Origin of the sequence: Streptomyces sp. JJ36 (assembly GCF_021696945.1) — a bacterium.
Classification (GTDB): Bacteria; Actinomycetota; Actinomycetes; order Streptomycetales; family Streptomycetaceae; genus Streptomyces.
This window is the reverse complement of the sequence record NZ_JACYHE010000015.1, coordinates 85971-101513: the sequence shown is the minus strand read 5'-3', so window position 1 is coordinate 101513 and position 15543 is coordinate 85971. Positions and strand designations below refer to the sequence as shown.

Annotated in this window: 13 protein-coding genes and 1 pseudogene; 6 read left to right on the top strand and 8 right to left on the bottom strand. The window is 75.0% G+C overall.

Annotation, left to right across the window (positions count from 1 at the left end):
• Together HOY81_RS09130 and HOY81_RS09125 are read right to left on the bottom strand one after the other, a co-directional pair.
• A pseudogene (locus HOY81_RS09130) lies at nt 1-995 on the bottom strand (hypothetical protein); the annotation flags it as partial.
• Entirely contained in the window at nt 992-1987 is a 996-nt protein-coding gene (locus tag HOY81_RS09125; protein WP_237319746.1) for an aldo/keto reductase, read from the bottom strand. The pseudogene HOY81_RS09130 and the gene HOY81_RS09125, both read right to left, overlap by 4 nt.
• A gap of 75 nt (nt 1988-2062) precedes the next feature.
• Here HOY81_RS09125 and HOY81_RS09120 point away from each other — a divergent pair, with 75 nt between their 5' ends.
• Entirely contained in the window at nt 2063-3112 is a 1050-nt protein-coding gene (locus HOY81_RS09120; RefSeq protein ID WP_237319745.1) for an LLM class F420-dependent oxidoreductase, read from the top strand.
• Between the two features lie 397 nt (nt 3113-3509).
• Nucleotides 3510-4292, top strand: coding sequence for a ferritin-like domain-containing protein (locus HOY81_RS09115; protein WP_237319744.1), 783 nt, complete (start codon nt 3510-3512; stop codon nt 4290-4292).
• On the opposite strand, the gene HOY81_RS09110 is transcribed toward HOY81_RS09115, so the two are convergent.
• Nucleotides 4234-5337: a magnesium and cobalt transport protein CorA gene (locus tag HOY81_RS09110; protein WP_237319743.1), complete on the bottom strand. Its 1104-nt coding sequence runs from the start codon at nt 5335-5337 to the stop codon at nt 4234-4236. The two genes, HOY81_RS09115 and HOY81_RS09110, sit on opposite strands and share 59 nt — an antisense overlap.
• Before the next feature lie 51 nt (nt 5338-5388).
• Here HOY81_RS09110 and HOY81_RS09105 point away from each other — a divergent pair, with 51 nt between their 5' ends.
• From HOY81_RS09105 to mshC, 4 genes are all read left to right on the top strand, one after another.
• The gene (locus HOY81_RS09105; protein ID WP_237319742.1) at nt 5389-6117 is read left to right on the top strand and encodes a histidine phosphatase family protein; all 729 of its coding nucleotides are present in this window, start codon (nt 5389-5391) and stop codon (nt 6115-6117) included.
• Nucleotides 6118-6182: 65 nt separating this feature from the next.
• The gene (locus HOY81_RS09100; RefSeq protein ID WP_237319741.1) at nt 6183-6773 is read left to right on the top strand and encodes a DUF3090 domain-containing protein; all 591 of its coding nucleotides are present in this window, start codon (nt 6183-6185) and stop codon (nt 6771-6773) included.
• Nucleotides 6770-7648: an SCO1664 family protein gene (locus HOY81_RS09095; protein WP_237319740.1), complete on the top strand. Its 879-nt coding sequence runs from the start codon at nt 6770-6772 to the stop codon at nt 7646-7648. Before HOY81_RS09100 ends, HOY81_RS09095 begins: the two co-directional genes overlap by 4 nt.
• Before the next feature lie 119 nt (nt 7649-7767).
• The gene (gene mshC / locus HOY81_RS09090) at nt 7768-8997 is read left to right on the top strand and encodes a cysteine--1-D-myo-inosityl 2-amino-2-deoxy-alpha-D-glucopyranoside ligase (protein WP_237319739.1); all 1230 of its coding nucleotides are present in this window, start codon (nt 7768-7770) and stop codon (nt 8995-8997) included.
• A gap of 114 nt (nt 8998-9111) precedes the next feature.
• On the opposite strand, the gene HOY81_RS09085 is transcribed toward mshC, so the two are convergent.
• The 5 genes from HOY81_RS09085 to HOY81_RS09065 form a co-directional block, all read right to left on the bottom strand.
• Nucleotides 9112-10233, bottom strand: a complete 1122-nt coding sequence (locus tag HOY81_RS09085; protein WP_237319738.1) for a PAC2 family protein — start codon at nt 10231-10233, stop codon at nt 9112-9114.
• A gap of 241 nt (nt 10234-10474) precedes the next feature.
• The gene (locus tag HOY81_RS09080; RefSeq protein WP_237319737.1) at nt 10475-12127 is read right to left on the bottom strand and encodes a glycerol-3-phosphate dehydrogenase/oxidase; all 1653 of its coding nucleotides are present in this window, start codon (nt 12125-12127) and stop codon (nt 10475-10477) included.
• Nucleotides 12128-12131: 4 nt separating this feature from the next.
• Entirely contained in the window at nt 12132-13658 is a 1527-nt protein-coding gene (gene glpK, locus HOY81_RS09075; RefSeq protein ID WP_237319736.1) for a glycerol kinase GlpK, read from the bottom strand.
• Between the two features lie 34 nt (nt 13659-13692).
• Complete coding sequence (locus HOY81_RS09070; protein WP_237319735.1) at nt 13693-14526, bottom strand: MIP/aquaporin family protein; 834 nt, start codon at nt 14524-14526, stop codon at nt 13693-13695.
• Nucleotides 14527-14697: 171 nt separating this feature from the next.
• Nucleotides 14698-15465, bottom strand: a complete 768-nt coding sequence (locus tag HOY81_RS09065; RefSeq protein ID WP_237319734.1) for an IclR family transcriptional regulator — start codon at nt 15463-15465, stop codon at nt 14698-14700.
• Between the last annotated feature and the right edge of the window lie 78 nt (nt 15466-15543).

Below are 15543 nucleotides of genomic sequence, written 5' to 3'. Positions count from 1 at the left end.
GCGGCGGGCTCGGTGCGCGCCGCCTCGCCGCCGGTGTGCACCACCACGCCGTGACCCGCCGCCGCGCGGACCAGCTCCGCCGCCGGGCCCGCTGAGGCGGGCGGCGCGCCGGCCGCACCCCCGCCGGTCCGCTCCGCGTCCACCGGGGTGCAGGTGCCCAGCAGCCGGGCCAGCCCGTCGGCCAGGCTCTCCTCCGCGAGTGCGTACCGCTCCAGCCCCACCAGCAGCCGCACCGGGCGTTCCGCGCCCTCGCCGGCCTCCGGCTCCTCACCCGGCGCCCCGGCGGGCGTCTCCCGGGGGCCCGGCGCCTGCCGGCCGTGGCCCGCCCCGGACTCCGGACCGTCCAGCTCCTCCTCGAAGACCAGCACCGTTCCGGAGTCGATCGCCTCCCGGACCGCCCCGTCCGGATCCGGCACCCCGTAACGGGCGAGCTCGCCGCTCAGCGCGGCGGGCTCCAGCGCGGTGTGGCCCGCCAGCGCCGCCCGCTCCAGCAGCCAGACCAGCAGCGCCTCCGCCCGCCGGGCGTCACCGGCCCCGCCGCCCTCGCCGCCGGCGCCACTCCCGCCGCCCGTACCGTGCTCCGCGCCGCTCCCGGCCTCGCCTGCCGGGCCCGGCACCGCCCGGGCCAGGGCGTCGGCCTGCTCCGGGCGCACCCCGGCGGCCGGACCCGCGGCCAGCAGCCGCCACGGATCGGCCCGCAGCGTCCCGGCGGCCTCCGGGCCCAGCAGCTCCACCAGCCGCACCGCCGCCGCAGCCGGGGCCCCGGCCGCCGCCACCAGTTCCTGCAGCTCCTCCGGCACCGGCACCGGCCCGGAGGCCTCCGGCTCCGCACCGCGCGCCGCGCCGCCCCCGGCCGGCGGCCCCGCGGCGCGCCCGGGCTTCGGGGCGCGCTCGGTGAAGAACGAGTCGGCCGGGCGTTCGCCGCTCTCCACGGCCCGCACGGCCGCCCGGAGTTCGGCCGCCCGGTCGCCGCCCGCGGCGTTCTGGCTGGTCACAGCTGGCTCCAGTCCTGGTCGGGGTAGCGGTGCACCGGAGCCGACACGTCGTCCAGCGCCTCGCGGATCTCGCCAGGAAGACTAAGACCCTCCACCGACAACGCCTCCGTGAGCTGCTGCGCCGTCCGCGCGCCGACGACCGGCGCCGTCACCCCGGGCCGGTCCCGCACCCAGGCGAGCGCCACCTGGAGCGGCGAGACCGCCAGCCCGTCGGCGGCGGTGACCACGGCATCCACGATCCGGCCCGCGGTGTCGTCGAGATACGGCGCCACGAAGGCCGCCAGCCGCTCCGAGGCGCCCCGGGAGTCCGGGGGCGTGCCCTCCCGGTACTTGCCGGTGAGCACGCCGCGGCCCAGCGGCGAGGACGGCAGCAGCCCGAGGCCGAGGTCCCGCGCGGCCGGCAGCACCTCCCGCTCCACCCCGCGCTGGAGCAGCGAGTACTCCATCTGGGTGCTCGCCAGCCGGGTGCGCGTGCCGGGCGTGGCGAGCTGCCAGGTGGCCGCCTTCGCGAGCTGCCAGCCGCTGAAGTTCGACACCCCGGCGTAGCGGGCGCGACCGCTGCTCACGGCGATGTCCAGAGCCTGCAGCGTCTCCTCCAGCGGCGTGTGCGGGTCGAAGGCGTGCACCTGCCACAGGTCGACGTGATCGGTGCCGAGCCGCGCGAGCGAGGCGTCCAGGGCACGCAGCAGATGACTGCGGGAGCCGTCGAAGCGCCGGTCCGGGTCGGGCACGCTGCCCGCCTTGGTGGCGATGACCAGGTCGTCGCGGGGCACCAGGTCGAGCAGCCGGCCGAGGAGGTACTCGGCGCCGCCGTCGGCGTAGACGTCCGCGGTGTCCACCAGCGTGCCGCCCGCCTCCCAGAAGGCCTTGAGCTGGTCGGCTGCCTGCTGTTCCGCGGAGTACCGCTCCTCGCCGTCCCGGGCCCAGGTCAGCGTGCCGAGGCCGATCCTGGATACGCGCAGGCCGGTGCGGCCCAGGTGCCGTCGCTTCATGGGCGTTGAGCGTACTTGCGGCGGCGCGCTACAGTCCCGTGGACAGGGACGTTACTGATCAGTAAGGGGGCCGGTATGCGGCTCGGGATCAACCTCGGCTACTGGGGAGCCGGGATGGACGCGGACAACCTCGCCGTCGCCCAGGAGGCGGACCGCCTCGGCTACTCCGTGTGCTGGGCCGCCGAGGCCTACGGCTCGGACGCGCCGACCGTGCTCTCCTGGGTCGCGGCCCACACCGAGCGGATCGACGTCGGCTCCGGCATCTTCCAGATCCCGGCGCGGGCACCCGCCATGACGGCCATGACCGCCGCCACCCTGGACTCGCTCTCCGGCGGCCGCTTCCGGCTGGGTCTCGGCGTCTCCGGCCCGCAGGTCTCGGAGGGCTGGTACGGCGTGAAGTTCGACAAGCCGCTGGCGCGCACCCGCGAGTACGTCGAGATCGTCCGCAAGGCCATGAGCCGCGAGCGCCTGACCCACTCCGGCGAGCACTGGACCCTGCCGCTGCCGGACGGCCCCGGCAAGCCCATCAAGCTCACCGTGCACCCGGTCCGCGAGCACATCCCGCTCTACATCGCGGCCATCGGCCCGAAGAACCTGGAGCAGACCGGCGAGATCGCCGAGGGCGCCCTGCTGGTGTTCTTCTCGCCCGAGCACGCCGAGGAGACCACCCTCGCCCCGGTGCGGGCCGGCCGTGCCAAGGCGGGCCGGGAACTGGCGGGGTTCGACATCTGCCCGACCGTCCCGATGGCGCAGGGGGAGGACGTCGACGCCCTCGCCGACCTCTTCCGTCCCTACACGGCTCTCTACGTCGGGGGCATGGGCAGCCGCAAGCAGAACTTCTACAACAAGCTCGCCCGGCGGATGGGCTACGAGAAGGAGGCCGCCGAGATCCAGGACAAGTACCTGGCCGGCGACAAGGAGGGCGCGGCGGCGGCCGTGCCCAAGGAGCTGATCGACTCCACCACGCTGCTCGGGCCCGTCGAGCGCATCGCCGACCGGATGCAGGCGTACGCCGAGGCCGGCGCCACCACCCTGTCCCTGGCCCCGGCCGGCTTCACCCTGGAGGAGCGCCTCGCCTCGCTGCGCGCCGGTGTGGAGGCGCTGGAGCGGGCCGGACTCGCCTGACCCCGCGGCCGCCCGGCGGCCGGCTCCGTGCACGGCGCCGGCCCGGGCAGGTCTGCGGCCGTGGTGGGGGCTCGGGGTCGACCCCGCCACGGCCGTCACCGGGTCCAACGCCCGGCGGCCCCACCGGGTTACGGGTCGGTCGGCACTCCGCGGGACACCGGCCGCCGGCGCCGGCCGTCCGCCCGCGCCGCCCGCCGGTGCCGGCCGTGCGCACCGTCCGCCCGCGCCGGGTGCCGGCCCCCCGCGGCGTCCCCTCGCACCGCCGGCCCCCCTGCCGCACTGCTCCGTTCGGCGTACTCCACGGCCCGGCGCGTTCCGCCCGCCGTGCCCTCCTGACTTCACTCGTGCCGGGGCCGGCGGTGCGGCCCCGGCAGGGCGGAGTGCACGGAGGTGGCGGATGGGTGCGGCCCGGAGCCGGTACCAGGAGCTCGTCGCCCACGACGTCTCCTTCCGGCTGCTCTGCTCCCTCGCGCTGCACGGCGCCGCCCGGCGCCGCCGGGAGGACGCCCGGCTGGCCGTCCTCGCCCCGGCGGACCAGCCCGCCGTCGCCGCCGCGGCCCGGCGGCACGCCGCGGCCGCCGAGCGGCACGGCCGCCTGCTGCACGCCCTGCTGCGCGGCCGCGGCCTCACCGCCGTCCCCGTCCCCGAGGAGCTCGACCGCCCCGCCCGGCTCGAGTGGTACGGCGTCGGCCTCCCCGGCGACCGGCTGCTCGGGGACCGGCCGCTGGACCGCTCCGAACTGCTCGCCTGCCTCGCCCACCGGCGGGTCACGGGGGAGCGGGCCGCCCGCCGCACGGCGGCGCTGGTCGCCGCCCTCGGGGACCACCCGGAAGCCGGCCGGACCGTACGGGCCCTCGCCGAGGACGCGGACGCCCGGCGTGCCTGGAGCCGTGACGCCCTCCTCCGCCTCGCCGCCGCCGGGCACGCCGCCGCCGTACGGCGCACGCTGCGGGAGGCTGCGCTCGCCGAGGCCGCCGTCGAACGGGACGTCGGTCTGGCGCTGACCGCACACCTCGGCCGCGCCCTGCTCTGGCCCGCTCCGCGCACCGTCCGGCTGGCGGCCGGCATCCGGCTGGCGTACGGCGGCGCGCTGCTGGGCGGCTGGCGGCGGCCGGCCCGGCTCAGAGCCAGCCGCGGCGCCGGAAGAAGCGGTACAGCACCAGACACCCGGAGGCCATGAGCAGCAGCGCCGCCGGGTACGCCCACGCCCACTCCAGCTCCGGCATGTGGGTGAAGTTCATGCCGTACACGCCCGAGACCAGCGTGGGGAGCGCCACGATCGCCGCCCAGGCCGAGATCCGGCGTATGTCGTCGTTCTGCCGCACGCCCGTCTGCGCCAGCGAGGCCGACAGGATGTCGGACACCAGCCGGTCCAGTGCCTCCACCTGCTCCCCGGCCCGCGTCAGGTGGTCGCTCACGTCGCGGAAGAACGGCCGTGCGCGCCGGTGCACGAACGGCACCCCGGAGCCGGCCAGCCGGGCCATCGGCTCCGCCAGCGGACCGCACGCCCGCCGGAACTCCAGCACCTGGCGCTTGAAGGCGTAGATCCGCTCGGCGGCATGTCCGCCGCCGTTCCGCGCACGTCGCGCGTCCCGGCCGGCCGCGCCGCGCCCGCGGCTCCGCCCGGGACGCAGGCGCCCGTTCCGGCCGCGGCGGGCGGCGGCCCGGGCCCGCCGCTGGCCGAGTGCGAGGACCTCGTCCTCCAGCTCCTCCAGATCCGCCCGCAGCTCCGAGGCGACCTCCAGATAGTGGTCCACCACCGCATCGCTCACCGCGTACAGCACGGCCGTCGGCCCGTGCTCCAGCATCGCCGGGTCCCGCTCCAGGCGGTCCCGTACGGCGCCGAGCGGGTCGGCGGCCCCGTGCCGCACCGTGACCACGAAGGAGTCACCGGCGAACAGCATCAGCTCGTCCGCAGTCACCCGGCCGCGGGCGTCGTCGTAGGTCACCGGCTTCAGCACCAGGAAGAGCGCGTCCTCGTACGGCTCCAGCTTGGGCCGCTGATGGGCCCGCAGCGCGTCCTCCACGGCCAGTGGATGCAGCCCGAACGCGTCGCTCACCTCCGCGAGTTCGGCGTCCGTCGGTTCGTAGAGGCCGATCCACAGGAAGGCGTCGTCCGCCGCCCGGGCCTGCGCCAGGGCGTCGCGCAGGCCCGCCGTGCCCGCGGGGTCCGCGGTGCGGCGCCCGTTCCGGTACAGCGCACAGTCCACGATCACGTCCCGCATTGTGCCCGGCCACGCCTTCCGCACAACCGGCGACCGCCTACGCTGGCAGCCATGCCCACGCTGATCCTCCTGCGGCACGGCCGCTCCACCGCCAACACGGCGGGGGTGCTCGCCGGCCGCGCACCCGGCGTCACCCTCGACGAGCGCGGCCGGGAGCAGGTCGCGGCGCTCCCGGGGCGGCTCGCGGGCGTGCCGCTGGCCGCCGCCGTCAGCAGCCCCCTGGAGCGCTGCCGGGAGTCCCTGGAACCGCTGCTGCGGGCCCGGCCGGACCTGCCGCTGCACACCGAGGAGCGGATCACGGAGTGCGACTACGGCGACTGGACGGGCCGCAAGCTCGCCGAGCTCGCCGGGGAGCCGCTGATGACCACCGTGCAGCAGCACCCGTCGGCGGCCGAGTTCCCCGGCGGCGAGTCGCTGCGCGCCATGCAGGCCCGCGCCGTGGCGGCCGTGCGCGACTGGAACGCGCGCATCGCGGCGGAGCACGGCCCGCGGGCCTGCTACCTGATGTGCGCCCACGGCGACATCATCAAGGCGGTGGTCGCCGACGCCCTCGGCCTGCACCTGGACCTCTTCCAGCGGATCACCGCGGGCCCGGGCTCCCTCACCGCCCTCCGCTACACGCCGCTGCGACCCTTCCTCCTGCGGCTCGGCGACACCGGGGAGACGGACTCCCTGGCGCCGCCCGAGGAGGACCCCGAGGGGGCCCCGGCGAACGGCACGGCCGGCGGCGCGGCGGGCGGCAGCGCGGGCGGCGACGCGGCGGTCGGGGGCGGCGCGTAGGCGCGAAGATCGGCCGGAGCAGTAGGGTGCCAGTGTCCCCCGCAATCGACTCATCGGAGCAGGACGTGTCCCGTCAGGTGTTCCTCTACGACCCGCCGGACCGGTTCGTGGCCGGTACGGTCGGGCTGCCTGGCCGCCGAACCTTCTTCCTGCAGGCTTCCGCCGGGGGCCGCACCACGAGCGTCGCCCTGGAGAAAGCCCAGGTCGAGGCGTTGGCCGAGCGCATCGACGAACTGCTCGACGAGGTCGTGCGGCGTTCCGGGGGCAACGCGGCGGTGCCCGCCGTGGCCCCGGCCGAGGTGGAGGACACCGGTCCCCTGCAGAGCCCGGTCGAGGAGGAGTTCCGCGTCGGGACCATGGCGCTCGCCTGGGACGGCGAGGGCGAGCGGATGGTCGTCGAGGCCCAGGCCATCGTCGAGCTGGAGGCCGACTCCGAGGAGGACCTCGCCGAGGCCGAGGAGCGGCTGCTCCAGGACGACGAGAACGGCCCGCCCATGCTGCGGGTGCGCCTCAGCGGCACCCAGGCCCGCGCGTTCGCCAAGCGGGCCCTGGAGGTCGTGCACGCCGGCCGGCCCCCGTGCCCGCTGTGCAGCCTCCCGCTCGATCCCGAGGGCCATGTCTGCCCCCGGCAGAACGGCTACCGGCGCGGCGAATGACCGGGCGGACGGCCGGCGGGGTCCGGGAGCTGCTCACGGACGGCACTCTGACCGTGCGGGGGCGGATCAGGGAGGCCTCCAACGCGGTGCTGTACGCCGTCGTCGAGCACCGCGGGCGCAGCCTGCCCTGCGTCTACAAGCCCGTCGCGGGCGAGCGCCCGCTCTGGGACTTCCCGGACGGCACCCTGGCCGGGCGGGAGGTCGCCGCCTTCGAGGTCTCGGCGGCCACCGGCTGGGGGCTGGTGCCGGTCACCGTGCTGCGCGACGGGCCGTACGGCGAGGGCATGTGCCAGGAGTGGATCGGCCCGGCGGACGGAACCGGCACCGCTCCCGGCACCGGCCTGCCGGACACCGCCGAGGGCCCGGACGGCCCGGACGCCCCGGAGCCACCGGAGGAGCTGCTCGCCCTCGTCGACGGCGACGACCCCGGCCCCGGCTGGAAGGCCGTCGGATACGCCGACGTGGGCGCGGACCGTCCCGCGCTGCTGGTGCACGCCGACGACGCGGACCTGCGGCGGCTCGCCGTGCTCGACGCCGTCCTCAACAACGCCGACCGCAAGGGCGGCCACCTGCTCCGGGACGCCGCGGGACGGCTGCGCGCCATCGACCACGGCGTGACCTTCCACGTCGACGACAAGTTGCGCACCCTGCTGTGGGGCTGGGCGGGCGAGCCGCTGCCCCGGTCCGCCGTCGCCGTCCTGCGGCGGCTCTCCGCGGAGCTCGCCGAGGGCGGGCCGCTCGCCACCCGGCTGGGCGAGCTGCTCACCGGCGAGGAGGTCGACGCCGTGCGGAAGCGCACCGAGGCGCTGCTCACGGCCGGGCGGCACCCGCTGCCGAGCGGGGACTGGCCCGCCATCCCCTGGCCGCCCGTCTGACCGCGCCTGCCGTGGCGGGGGCGGCCGCGGGGCCGCGGACCCGGCGTCAAGGCCGCCCATCCGGCCAATCGCCGCCGTCCCGTTCGTACCCGGAACAGCCGTACGGTTAGGCTCGACGCATGCATGCCTGGCCTGCCTCCGAGGTCCCCGTCCTGCCCGGTCAGGGCCGCGACCTCCGGATCCACGACACCGCGACCGGGGAACGGGTGACCCTCACTCCCGGTCCCGTCGCCCGCCTCTACGTGTGCGGCATCACGCCGTACGACGCCACCCACCTCGGGCACGCGGCGACGTACAACGCGTTCGACCTCGTGCAGCGCGTGTGGCTCGACACCAAGCGCCAGGTGCACTACATACAGAACGTCACCGACGTCGACGACCCGCTGCTGGAGCGGGCCGCGGCCACCGGCGAGGAGTGGACCGCGCTCGCCGAGCGGGAGACCGCCCTCTTCCGCGAGGACATGACGGCGTTGCGGATGCTGCCGCCGCGGGAGTTCGTGGGCGCCGTGGAGTCGGTCCCGGACATCGTCCCGCTCGTCGAGCGGCTCCGGGACATGGGCGCGGCGTACGAACTCGAGGGCGACGTCTACTTCTCCGTCGAGTCCGACCGGCACTTCGGCGAGGTCTCCCGGCTGGACGCCGCCACCATGCGCCGCCTCTCGGGCGAGCGCGGCGGCGACCCGGACCGGCCGGGCAAGAAGAACCCCCTGGACCCGCTGCTCTGGTCGGCCGCCCGGGAGGGCGAACCGAGCTGGGACGGCGCCTCCCTCGGGCGCGGGCGACCCGGTTGGCACATCGAGTGCGTCGCCATCGCCCTGCGGTACCTCGGCATGGGCTTCGACGTGCAGGGCGGCGGCTCCGATCTCGCCTTCCCGCACCACGAGATGGGCGCCTCGCACGCCCAGGCCGTCACCGGCGAGCACCCGTTCGCCCGCACCTACGTGCACGCCGGGATGGTCGGCCTCGACGGCGCGAAGATGTCCAAGTCGCAGGGGAACCTCGTGTTCGTCTCCGCCCTGCGCCGTGAGGGCGTCGACCCGGTCGCCATCCGGCTCGTCCTGCTCGCGCACCACTACCGCGCGGACTGGGACTACACCGCCGGGGACCTGGAGCGCGCCACCGAACGGCTCGCCCGGTGGCGCGCCGCCGTCTCGCGTCCCGACGGCCCGCCCGCGGACGCGGTGGTGGAGGAGATCCGCGCGGCCCTCGCCGACGACCTGGACGCCCCCGCCGCGCTGGCGGCCGTGGACCGCTGGGCGGCCGCGCAGCACGAGCACGGCGGTACGGACGAGGGGGCGCCCGGAGTGGTGTCGCGCGCCGTCGACGCACTGCTCGGCGTGGCGCTCTGAGACCGTTCCCCGGGCCCGGCGGAGCCGGGCCCGGGGAACGCCTCACGGGGGTGCCAAAGCCGGCACCCCGGTGCGGCTCGGGCGCGCTTCCGGACGCCCCGGCGTTCCGGGCCCTCAGCCCTCGTCGTCGGATCCGGCGGCGTCCGTCCCGTCGGTGCCCTCGGCCCGGTCCTCGGCGCCGGCGTCACCGGCTCCCTCCGGGCCGCCCGGACCGCCCGAGCCGTCCTTGCGGTCCGTACGCCCCGGGCGGCCGGAGCGCCCCTGGCCGCGGTCGTCCGCCGGCCGGGACGGCGGCCGGCTCCGCTCGGCACCCGGCTCCCGCCCGGTGCCCCGCAGGAACGGGCCGCCCTCCGGCCCCTCCGTCGCATGTCCCGGCCCCGGCCCGCCGTCCCGGCGCCGCAGGTACCGCTCGAACTCCTTGGCGATGGCCTCGCCCGACGCCTCCGGCAGCTCCGCCGTGTCCCGCGCCTCCTCGAGGGACTGGACGTACTCCGCCACCTCGCTGTCCTCGGCGGCGAGCTGGTCGACGCCGAGCTGCCACGCCCGTGCGTCCTCGGTGAGCTCGCCCAGCGGTACCCGCAGTCCCAGCAGGTCCTCCAGCCGGTTCAGCAGCGCCAGGGTCGCCTTCGGGTTCGGCGGCTGGGAGACGTAGTGCGGCACCGAGGCCCAGAGGCTGACGGCCGGCACGCCCGCGTGGGTACACGCCTCCTGGAGGATCCCGACGATGCCCGTCGGGCCCTCGTACCGCGACTCCTCGAGGTTGAGGGTGCGTGCCAGGTCCGGGTCCGAGGTCACCCCGGTGACCGGCACCGGCCGGGTGTGCGGGGTGTCGCCCAGCAGGGCGCCCAGCACCACCACCATCTCCACTCCCAGCTCGTGGGCGAACCCGAGCACCTCGTTGCAGAAGGACCGCCAGCGCATGCTGGGTTCGATGCCGCGCACCAGCACCAGGTCGCGCGGTCTGCCCTTGCCGTCGGAGTCCTCGATCCGCACCACCGAGAGCCGGGTCGTCGGCCAGGTGATCCTGCGTACCCCGCCGTCCAGCCACACGTGCGGACGGTTGACCTGGAAGTCGTAGTAGTCCTCGGCGTCCAGCGCGGCGAAGACCTCCCCCTTCCACTCCCGCTCCAGGTGCCCGACCGCGGTGGAGGCGGCGTCGCCGGCGTCGTTCCAGCCTTCGAACGCGGCCACCATGACCGGGTCGACCAGCTCGGGCACCCCCTCGAGCTCGATCACCCAGTGCCTCCTTCCGACCGGAGCGGAGCGCTCGGCTCCGTACCGGCTGCTGTTCCTGTTCCGTGCGGGCTCCAGCCTACGGCGTGCGCGCGGTCCTGCCGCAGCCCTCGCGCACGCGCGACGCCCGCGGGGCGCGTGCGCGCCCCGCGGGCTGTCGGGCGGCCCCCTCTTCCGTACGGCCTTCCCCGCAGGGCCTTCCCGTACGGCGGCCGGGTGCCGTACGGGCCGGGGAGCCGCCGGTTCAGGCGGTCCGGGCGGCGAGCAGGGCGGCGACCCGCTCGCGGACCTCCTCGGTGTCCAGGCCCCGCACCGTCAGTGTGGTGCGGCGGCGCACCACGTCCTCCACGGTGCCCGCCCACTCGTGGTCGCGGCCGTACACCACCTGGGCCCAGATCTCCGGGCCGTCCGGGTGGATGCGCTCGCCGAGCGCCGGGTCCTCGTTCACCAGACGGGCGATGTCGAAGGCCAGCGAGCCGTAGTGGGTGGCGAGGTGCCGGGCGGTGAGCGGGTCCATCCGCACGCCGGGTTCCCGGTCCACGAGCAGCCGGTGTGCCACCGCGTCGGGGTTGGCGATTCCCGGCAGCGGGGTGCGGCGCACCAGCGAACCGACCGGCACCAGCCCGTCGGAGGCGTCGGTCAGCGCGCCGCCCGGCAGCTCCGCCAGCTTGCGCAGCACCGTGCGGCCGATGTGCCGGTAGGTGGTCCACTTGCCGCCGGCCACGGAGAGCATGCCCCCGCGGCCCTCGGTGACCACGGTCTCCCGCTTCGCGGACTCCACGCCGCCCGGCCCGCCGGGGAGCACCCGCAGCCCCGCGAAGGCGTAGCTGATCAGGTCCCGGGACAGGTGCTCGTCCCGGACGGAGAGCGCCGCCTCGTCCAGGATCTGGGTGATGTCCGCCTCGGTGGCCCGCACCTCGCCCGGGTCGCCCTCGTACGCCTCGTCCGTGGTGCCCAGCAGCAGCTGGTCCTCCCAGGGCAGGGCGAAGGTGATCCGGTACTTGTCGATGGGTGTGGCCATCGCGGCACGCCACGGCGCCTTGCGGCGCAGCACCAGATGGGCGCCCTTGGACAGCCGGATGCTGGGCGCCGCGCCGGAGTGCTCCATACGCCGCAGATGGTCGACCCAGGGACCGGTGGCGTTCAGCACCAGCCGGGCGTTCACCCCGAACTCGGTGCCGTCCAGCCGGTCCCGCAGCTCGGCGCCGGTGACCCGGTCCCCGGTGAAGCGGAGCCCGGTGACCTCGGCGTGGTTGAGCACCACGGCGCCCGCGGCCACCGCCGCCCCGACGGTCATCACGGCCATCCGGGAGTCGTTCATCTGGTGGTCGCCGTAGACCGCGACGGCCTTCAGGCCGTCGGTGCGCAGTCCGGGGTTGTCCGCGGCCGCCTTCGCCGGGGATATGACCCGGCCGACGCCGTCGCCGAAGGCGGACAGCGCCGAGTAGGCGAAGACACCGGCGCCGAGCTTGGCGGCGCCGTGCGGGCCGCCCTTGTAGACCGGCAGGTAGAAGGTGAGCGGATTGACCAGGTGCGGGGCCACGTCCTTGGCCAGCACCCGCCGCTCGTGGTGGTTCTCCGCCACCAGCCGGACCGCGCCGGTCTGCAGATACCGCAGCCCGCCGTGGACCAGCTTGGAGGAGGCGGACGAGGTGGCGCCGGCGAAGTCGCCGGCGTCCACCATCGCGACCCGCAGCCCCGACTGCGCCGCGTGCCAGGCCACCGAGGTGCCCAGGATCCCGCCGCCGACCACCAGCAGGTCGAAGACGGCCCGGTCGAGCACCTCCCGCGTCGCGGTGCGCCCGGGAGCGGCACCGGCGGCGGGAGGCGTCCCGAGGGCGGGGACGGCGGACAGGGGCGGGTTGCCGGGGGTGGCCCCCCGGACGGTCGCAGACATGCGTTCAGTTCTCCTCTTCGATCCAGCCCATGGTCCGCTCGACGGCCTTGAGCCAGTTCTTGTACTCGCGGTCGCGGTCGGCCGCGTCCATGCGGGGGGTCCACTCCGCGGCGCGCTTCCAGTTGGCGCGGAGCGCGTCGGTGTCCGGCCAGAAGCCCACGGCGAGGCCGGCGGCGTAGGCGGCGCCCAGACAGGTGGTCTCGGCGACCAGCGGCCGCACCACCGGGGCGTCCAGGAAGTCGGACATGGTCTGCATCAGCAGGTTGTTGGAGGTCATGCCGCCGTCGACCTTGAGCGAGGTCAGCTCGACGCCGGAGTCCTTCTCCATCGCGTCGACGATCTCCCTCGTCTGCCAGGCGGTGGCCTCCAGCACCGCGCGGGCGAGGTGCGCCTTGGTGACGTAGCGGGTCAGCCCGGCGATGACGCCGCGGGCGTCCGAGCGCCAGTACGGCGCGAAGAGCCCGGAGAAGGCGGGCACGAAGTACGCGCCGCCGTTGTCCTCCACGGAGCTGGCCAGCGTCTCGATCTCGGCGGCGGTGCTGATCAGGCCCATCTGGTCCCGCATCCACTGCACCAGGGCGCCGGTGATGGCGATGGCGCCCTCCAGCGCGTACACCGGCTTCTCGTCGCCGATGCGGTAGCCGACGGTGGTCAGCAGGCCGTTGTAGGAGTTGACGGCCTCGTTGCCGGTGTTCAGCAGCAGGAAGGTACCGGTGCCGTAGGTCGACTTGGCCTCGCCCGGCGCGAAGCAGGTCTGGCCGAACAGCGCGGCCTGCTGGTCGCCGAGGGCGGAGGCGACGGGCACGCCCTCCAGGGCGCCCTTGGCCTCGCCGTACACCTCGGAGGAGGAGCGGATCTCCGGGAGGAGGGACATCGGGACGCCCATCGACTCGCAGATCTTCGCGTCCCACTCCAGGGTGTGGAGGTTCATCAGCATGGTCCGGGAGGCGTTGGTGACGTCGGTGACGTGCACGCCGCCCTCGGTGCCGCCGGTGAGGTTCCAGATCACCCAGGAGTCCATGGTGCCGAAGAGGAGGTCGCCCCGCTCGGCGCGCTCCCGCAGGCCCTCGACGTTGTCCAGCAGCCAGCGGATCTTGGGACCGGCGAAGTAGGAGGCGAGCGGCAGGCCGGTCTCGCGGCGGAAGCGGTCCTGGCCGACGTTGCGGCCCAGCTCCTTGCAGAGGGCGTCGGTGCGGGTGTCCTGCCAGACCAGGGCGTTGTGCACCGGCTCGCCCGTGGTGCGGTCCCACAGCACGGTGGTCTCGCGCTGGTTGGTGATGCCGAGGGCCTTGACGCTCTCTCTGGCGATGCCCGCCTTCTCCAGGGCGCCGGAGACGACCTGCTGGACGTTGGTCCAGATCTCCGCGGCGTCGTGCTCGACCCAGCCGGGCTTCGGGAAGATCTGCTCGTGCTCCTTCTGGTCGACGGAGACGATCCGGCCGTCCCGGTCGAAGACGATGCAGCGGCTGGAGGTGGTGCCCTGGTCGATGGCGGCGATGAAGGGGCCGGTCGAGTGGGTGCTGTCGGTCATGGAAGACGCTCCGATAGGTGGTCGGGTCGGGGACTCAGGCGAAGGCGAGGACGTAGATGCCGCCGGCGAGGGCGCCGCCGACCAGCGGGCCGACGACCGGGACCCAGGCGTAGCTCCAGTCGGAGCCGCCCTTGTTCGGCAGCGGCAGCAGGGCGTGGACGATGCGCGGGCCCAGGTCGCGGGCGGGGTTGATGGCGTAGCCCGTCGGGCCGCCGAGCGAGAGACCGATGCTGACCACGACCAGCGCGACGACCAGCACGCCGATCGGGCCGAGGCCCTTGCCCTCCTGGTTCAGGCCCTGGGTGAGGATGGCCAGGACGAGGACCACGGTGGCCACGATCTCGGTCGCCAGGTTCTGCACGGTGTGCCGGATCTCGGGACCGGTGGAGAAGATGCCCAGCACCGGGCCGGGGCCGCGCTTCGCGGCGGCGGCCTTGCGGTCCGCAACGGCGGTGTCCTGCGCTCCGGGGCCGCCGACGAGCTCCTGCTCCTCCTCGGGGGCGCCGACGATCTCGCGGTCGGTGAGGTGGGCGTGGAACTGGCCGTAGTAGGCGACCCAGACCAGGGCGGCCCCGAGCGCGGCGCCGAGGAGCTGGGACGCCACGTAGAGGGGGACGTCGGCCCACTCGGTGCCGCCCTGGACGGCCAGGCCGACGGTCACCGCGGGGTTGAGGTGGGCGCCCGAGACGCCCGCGGCGATGTACGCCCCGGTGAGCACTGCCATGCCCCAGCCGAAGGCGATCGCGACCCAGCCGGCGCCGAACGCCTTGGACCGCTTGAACGTGACGGCGGCGCAGACGCCGCCGCCGAGGAGGATCAGCACCGCGGTGCCGATGACTTCGCCGAGAAAGATGTCGGTGCTGGACACCCGTGACTCCTTAGTCCTGAGTCCAGAGGGGAGAGCGGCGGTTCATCCCGTCCGGTGTTCGACATTGCCGACCGCCGGACGGCAGTTTTTCCCCTGGGGTTCCTCCCGTCAAGAGGGAGTGACGCACGACTTTCGCCGCCGTTAACTCGTGACCGATTGTTCTGGTTATTTCTAAAATCGTCCGTTTCCAAGATCCCGGGACACCGCACGGGCGCAGTCCCGCACCGCGGCGATCATGTGCGGTCTGAGCTGGCCCTCCTCGTCGCACACCCGCTCCACGGCACCGGTGACGGCCACCGCGCCCACCGGCATCCGCCGCCGGTCGTGGATCGGGGCCGCCACCGAGGCCAGCCCTTCCCACGTCTCCTCCACGTCCGAGGCCCAGCCGCGGCCGCGGGTCAGATCCAGGACCTCCTCGAACTCCTCCAGGCCGGTCACCGTGCGTTCGGTGAAGGTCTTGCGGTCCGCGTCCGCCGCCTCGCTGTGCGCCACCGGGTCGTAGGCGGCCAGCACCTTGCCCAGCGCGGTGCAGTGCAGCGGCTGCATCGCCCCCACCTCCAGCACCTGCCGGCTGTCGTCCGGGCGGAAGACGTGGTGCACGATCAGCACGCCCTGCTGGTGCAGCACACCCAGATAGACGCTCTCCCCGCTGGACCGCGCCAGGTCGTCGGTCCACACCAGAGCCCGTGCCCGGAGTTCGTGCACGTCCAGATAGCTGTTGCCCAGCCGCAGCAGTTCGGCGCCGAGGGTGTACTTCCCGGTCGCGGTCTCCTGCTCGACGAACCCCTCCTGCTGAAGGGTGCGGATCAGCCCGTGCGCCGTGCCCTTGGCGAGCTCCAGCGCCGAGGCGATCTCGGACAGGCCCAGCCGCCGTTCCCCGCCGGCCAGCAGCCGCAGTACGGCCGCCGCACGCTCGAGCGACTGGATGTTCCGGGCCATCGGACACCTCCTGGCCTGCAAAGGCCTCAGTACGTAATTCGACAATGTCGAACGCTATCGCTTCTTGTCGACCGTACG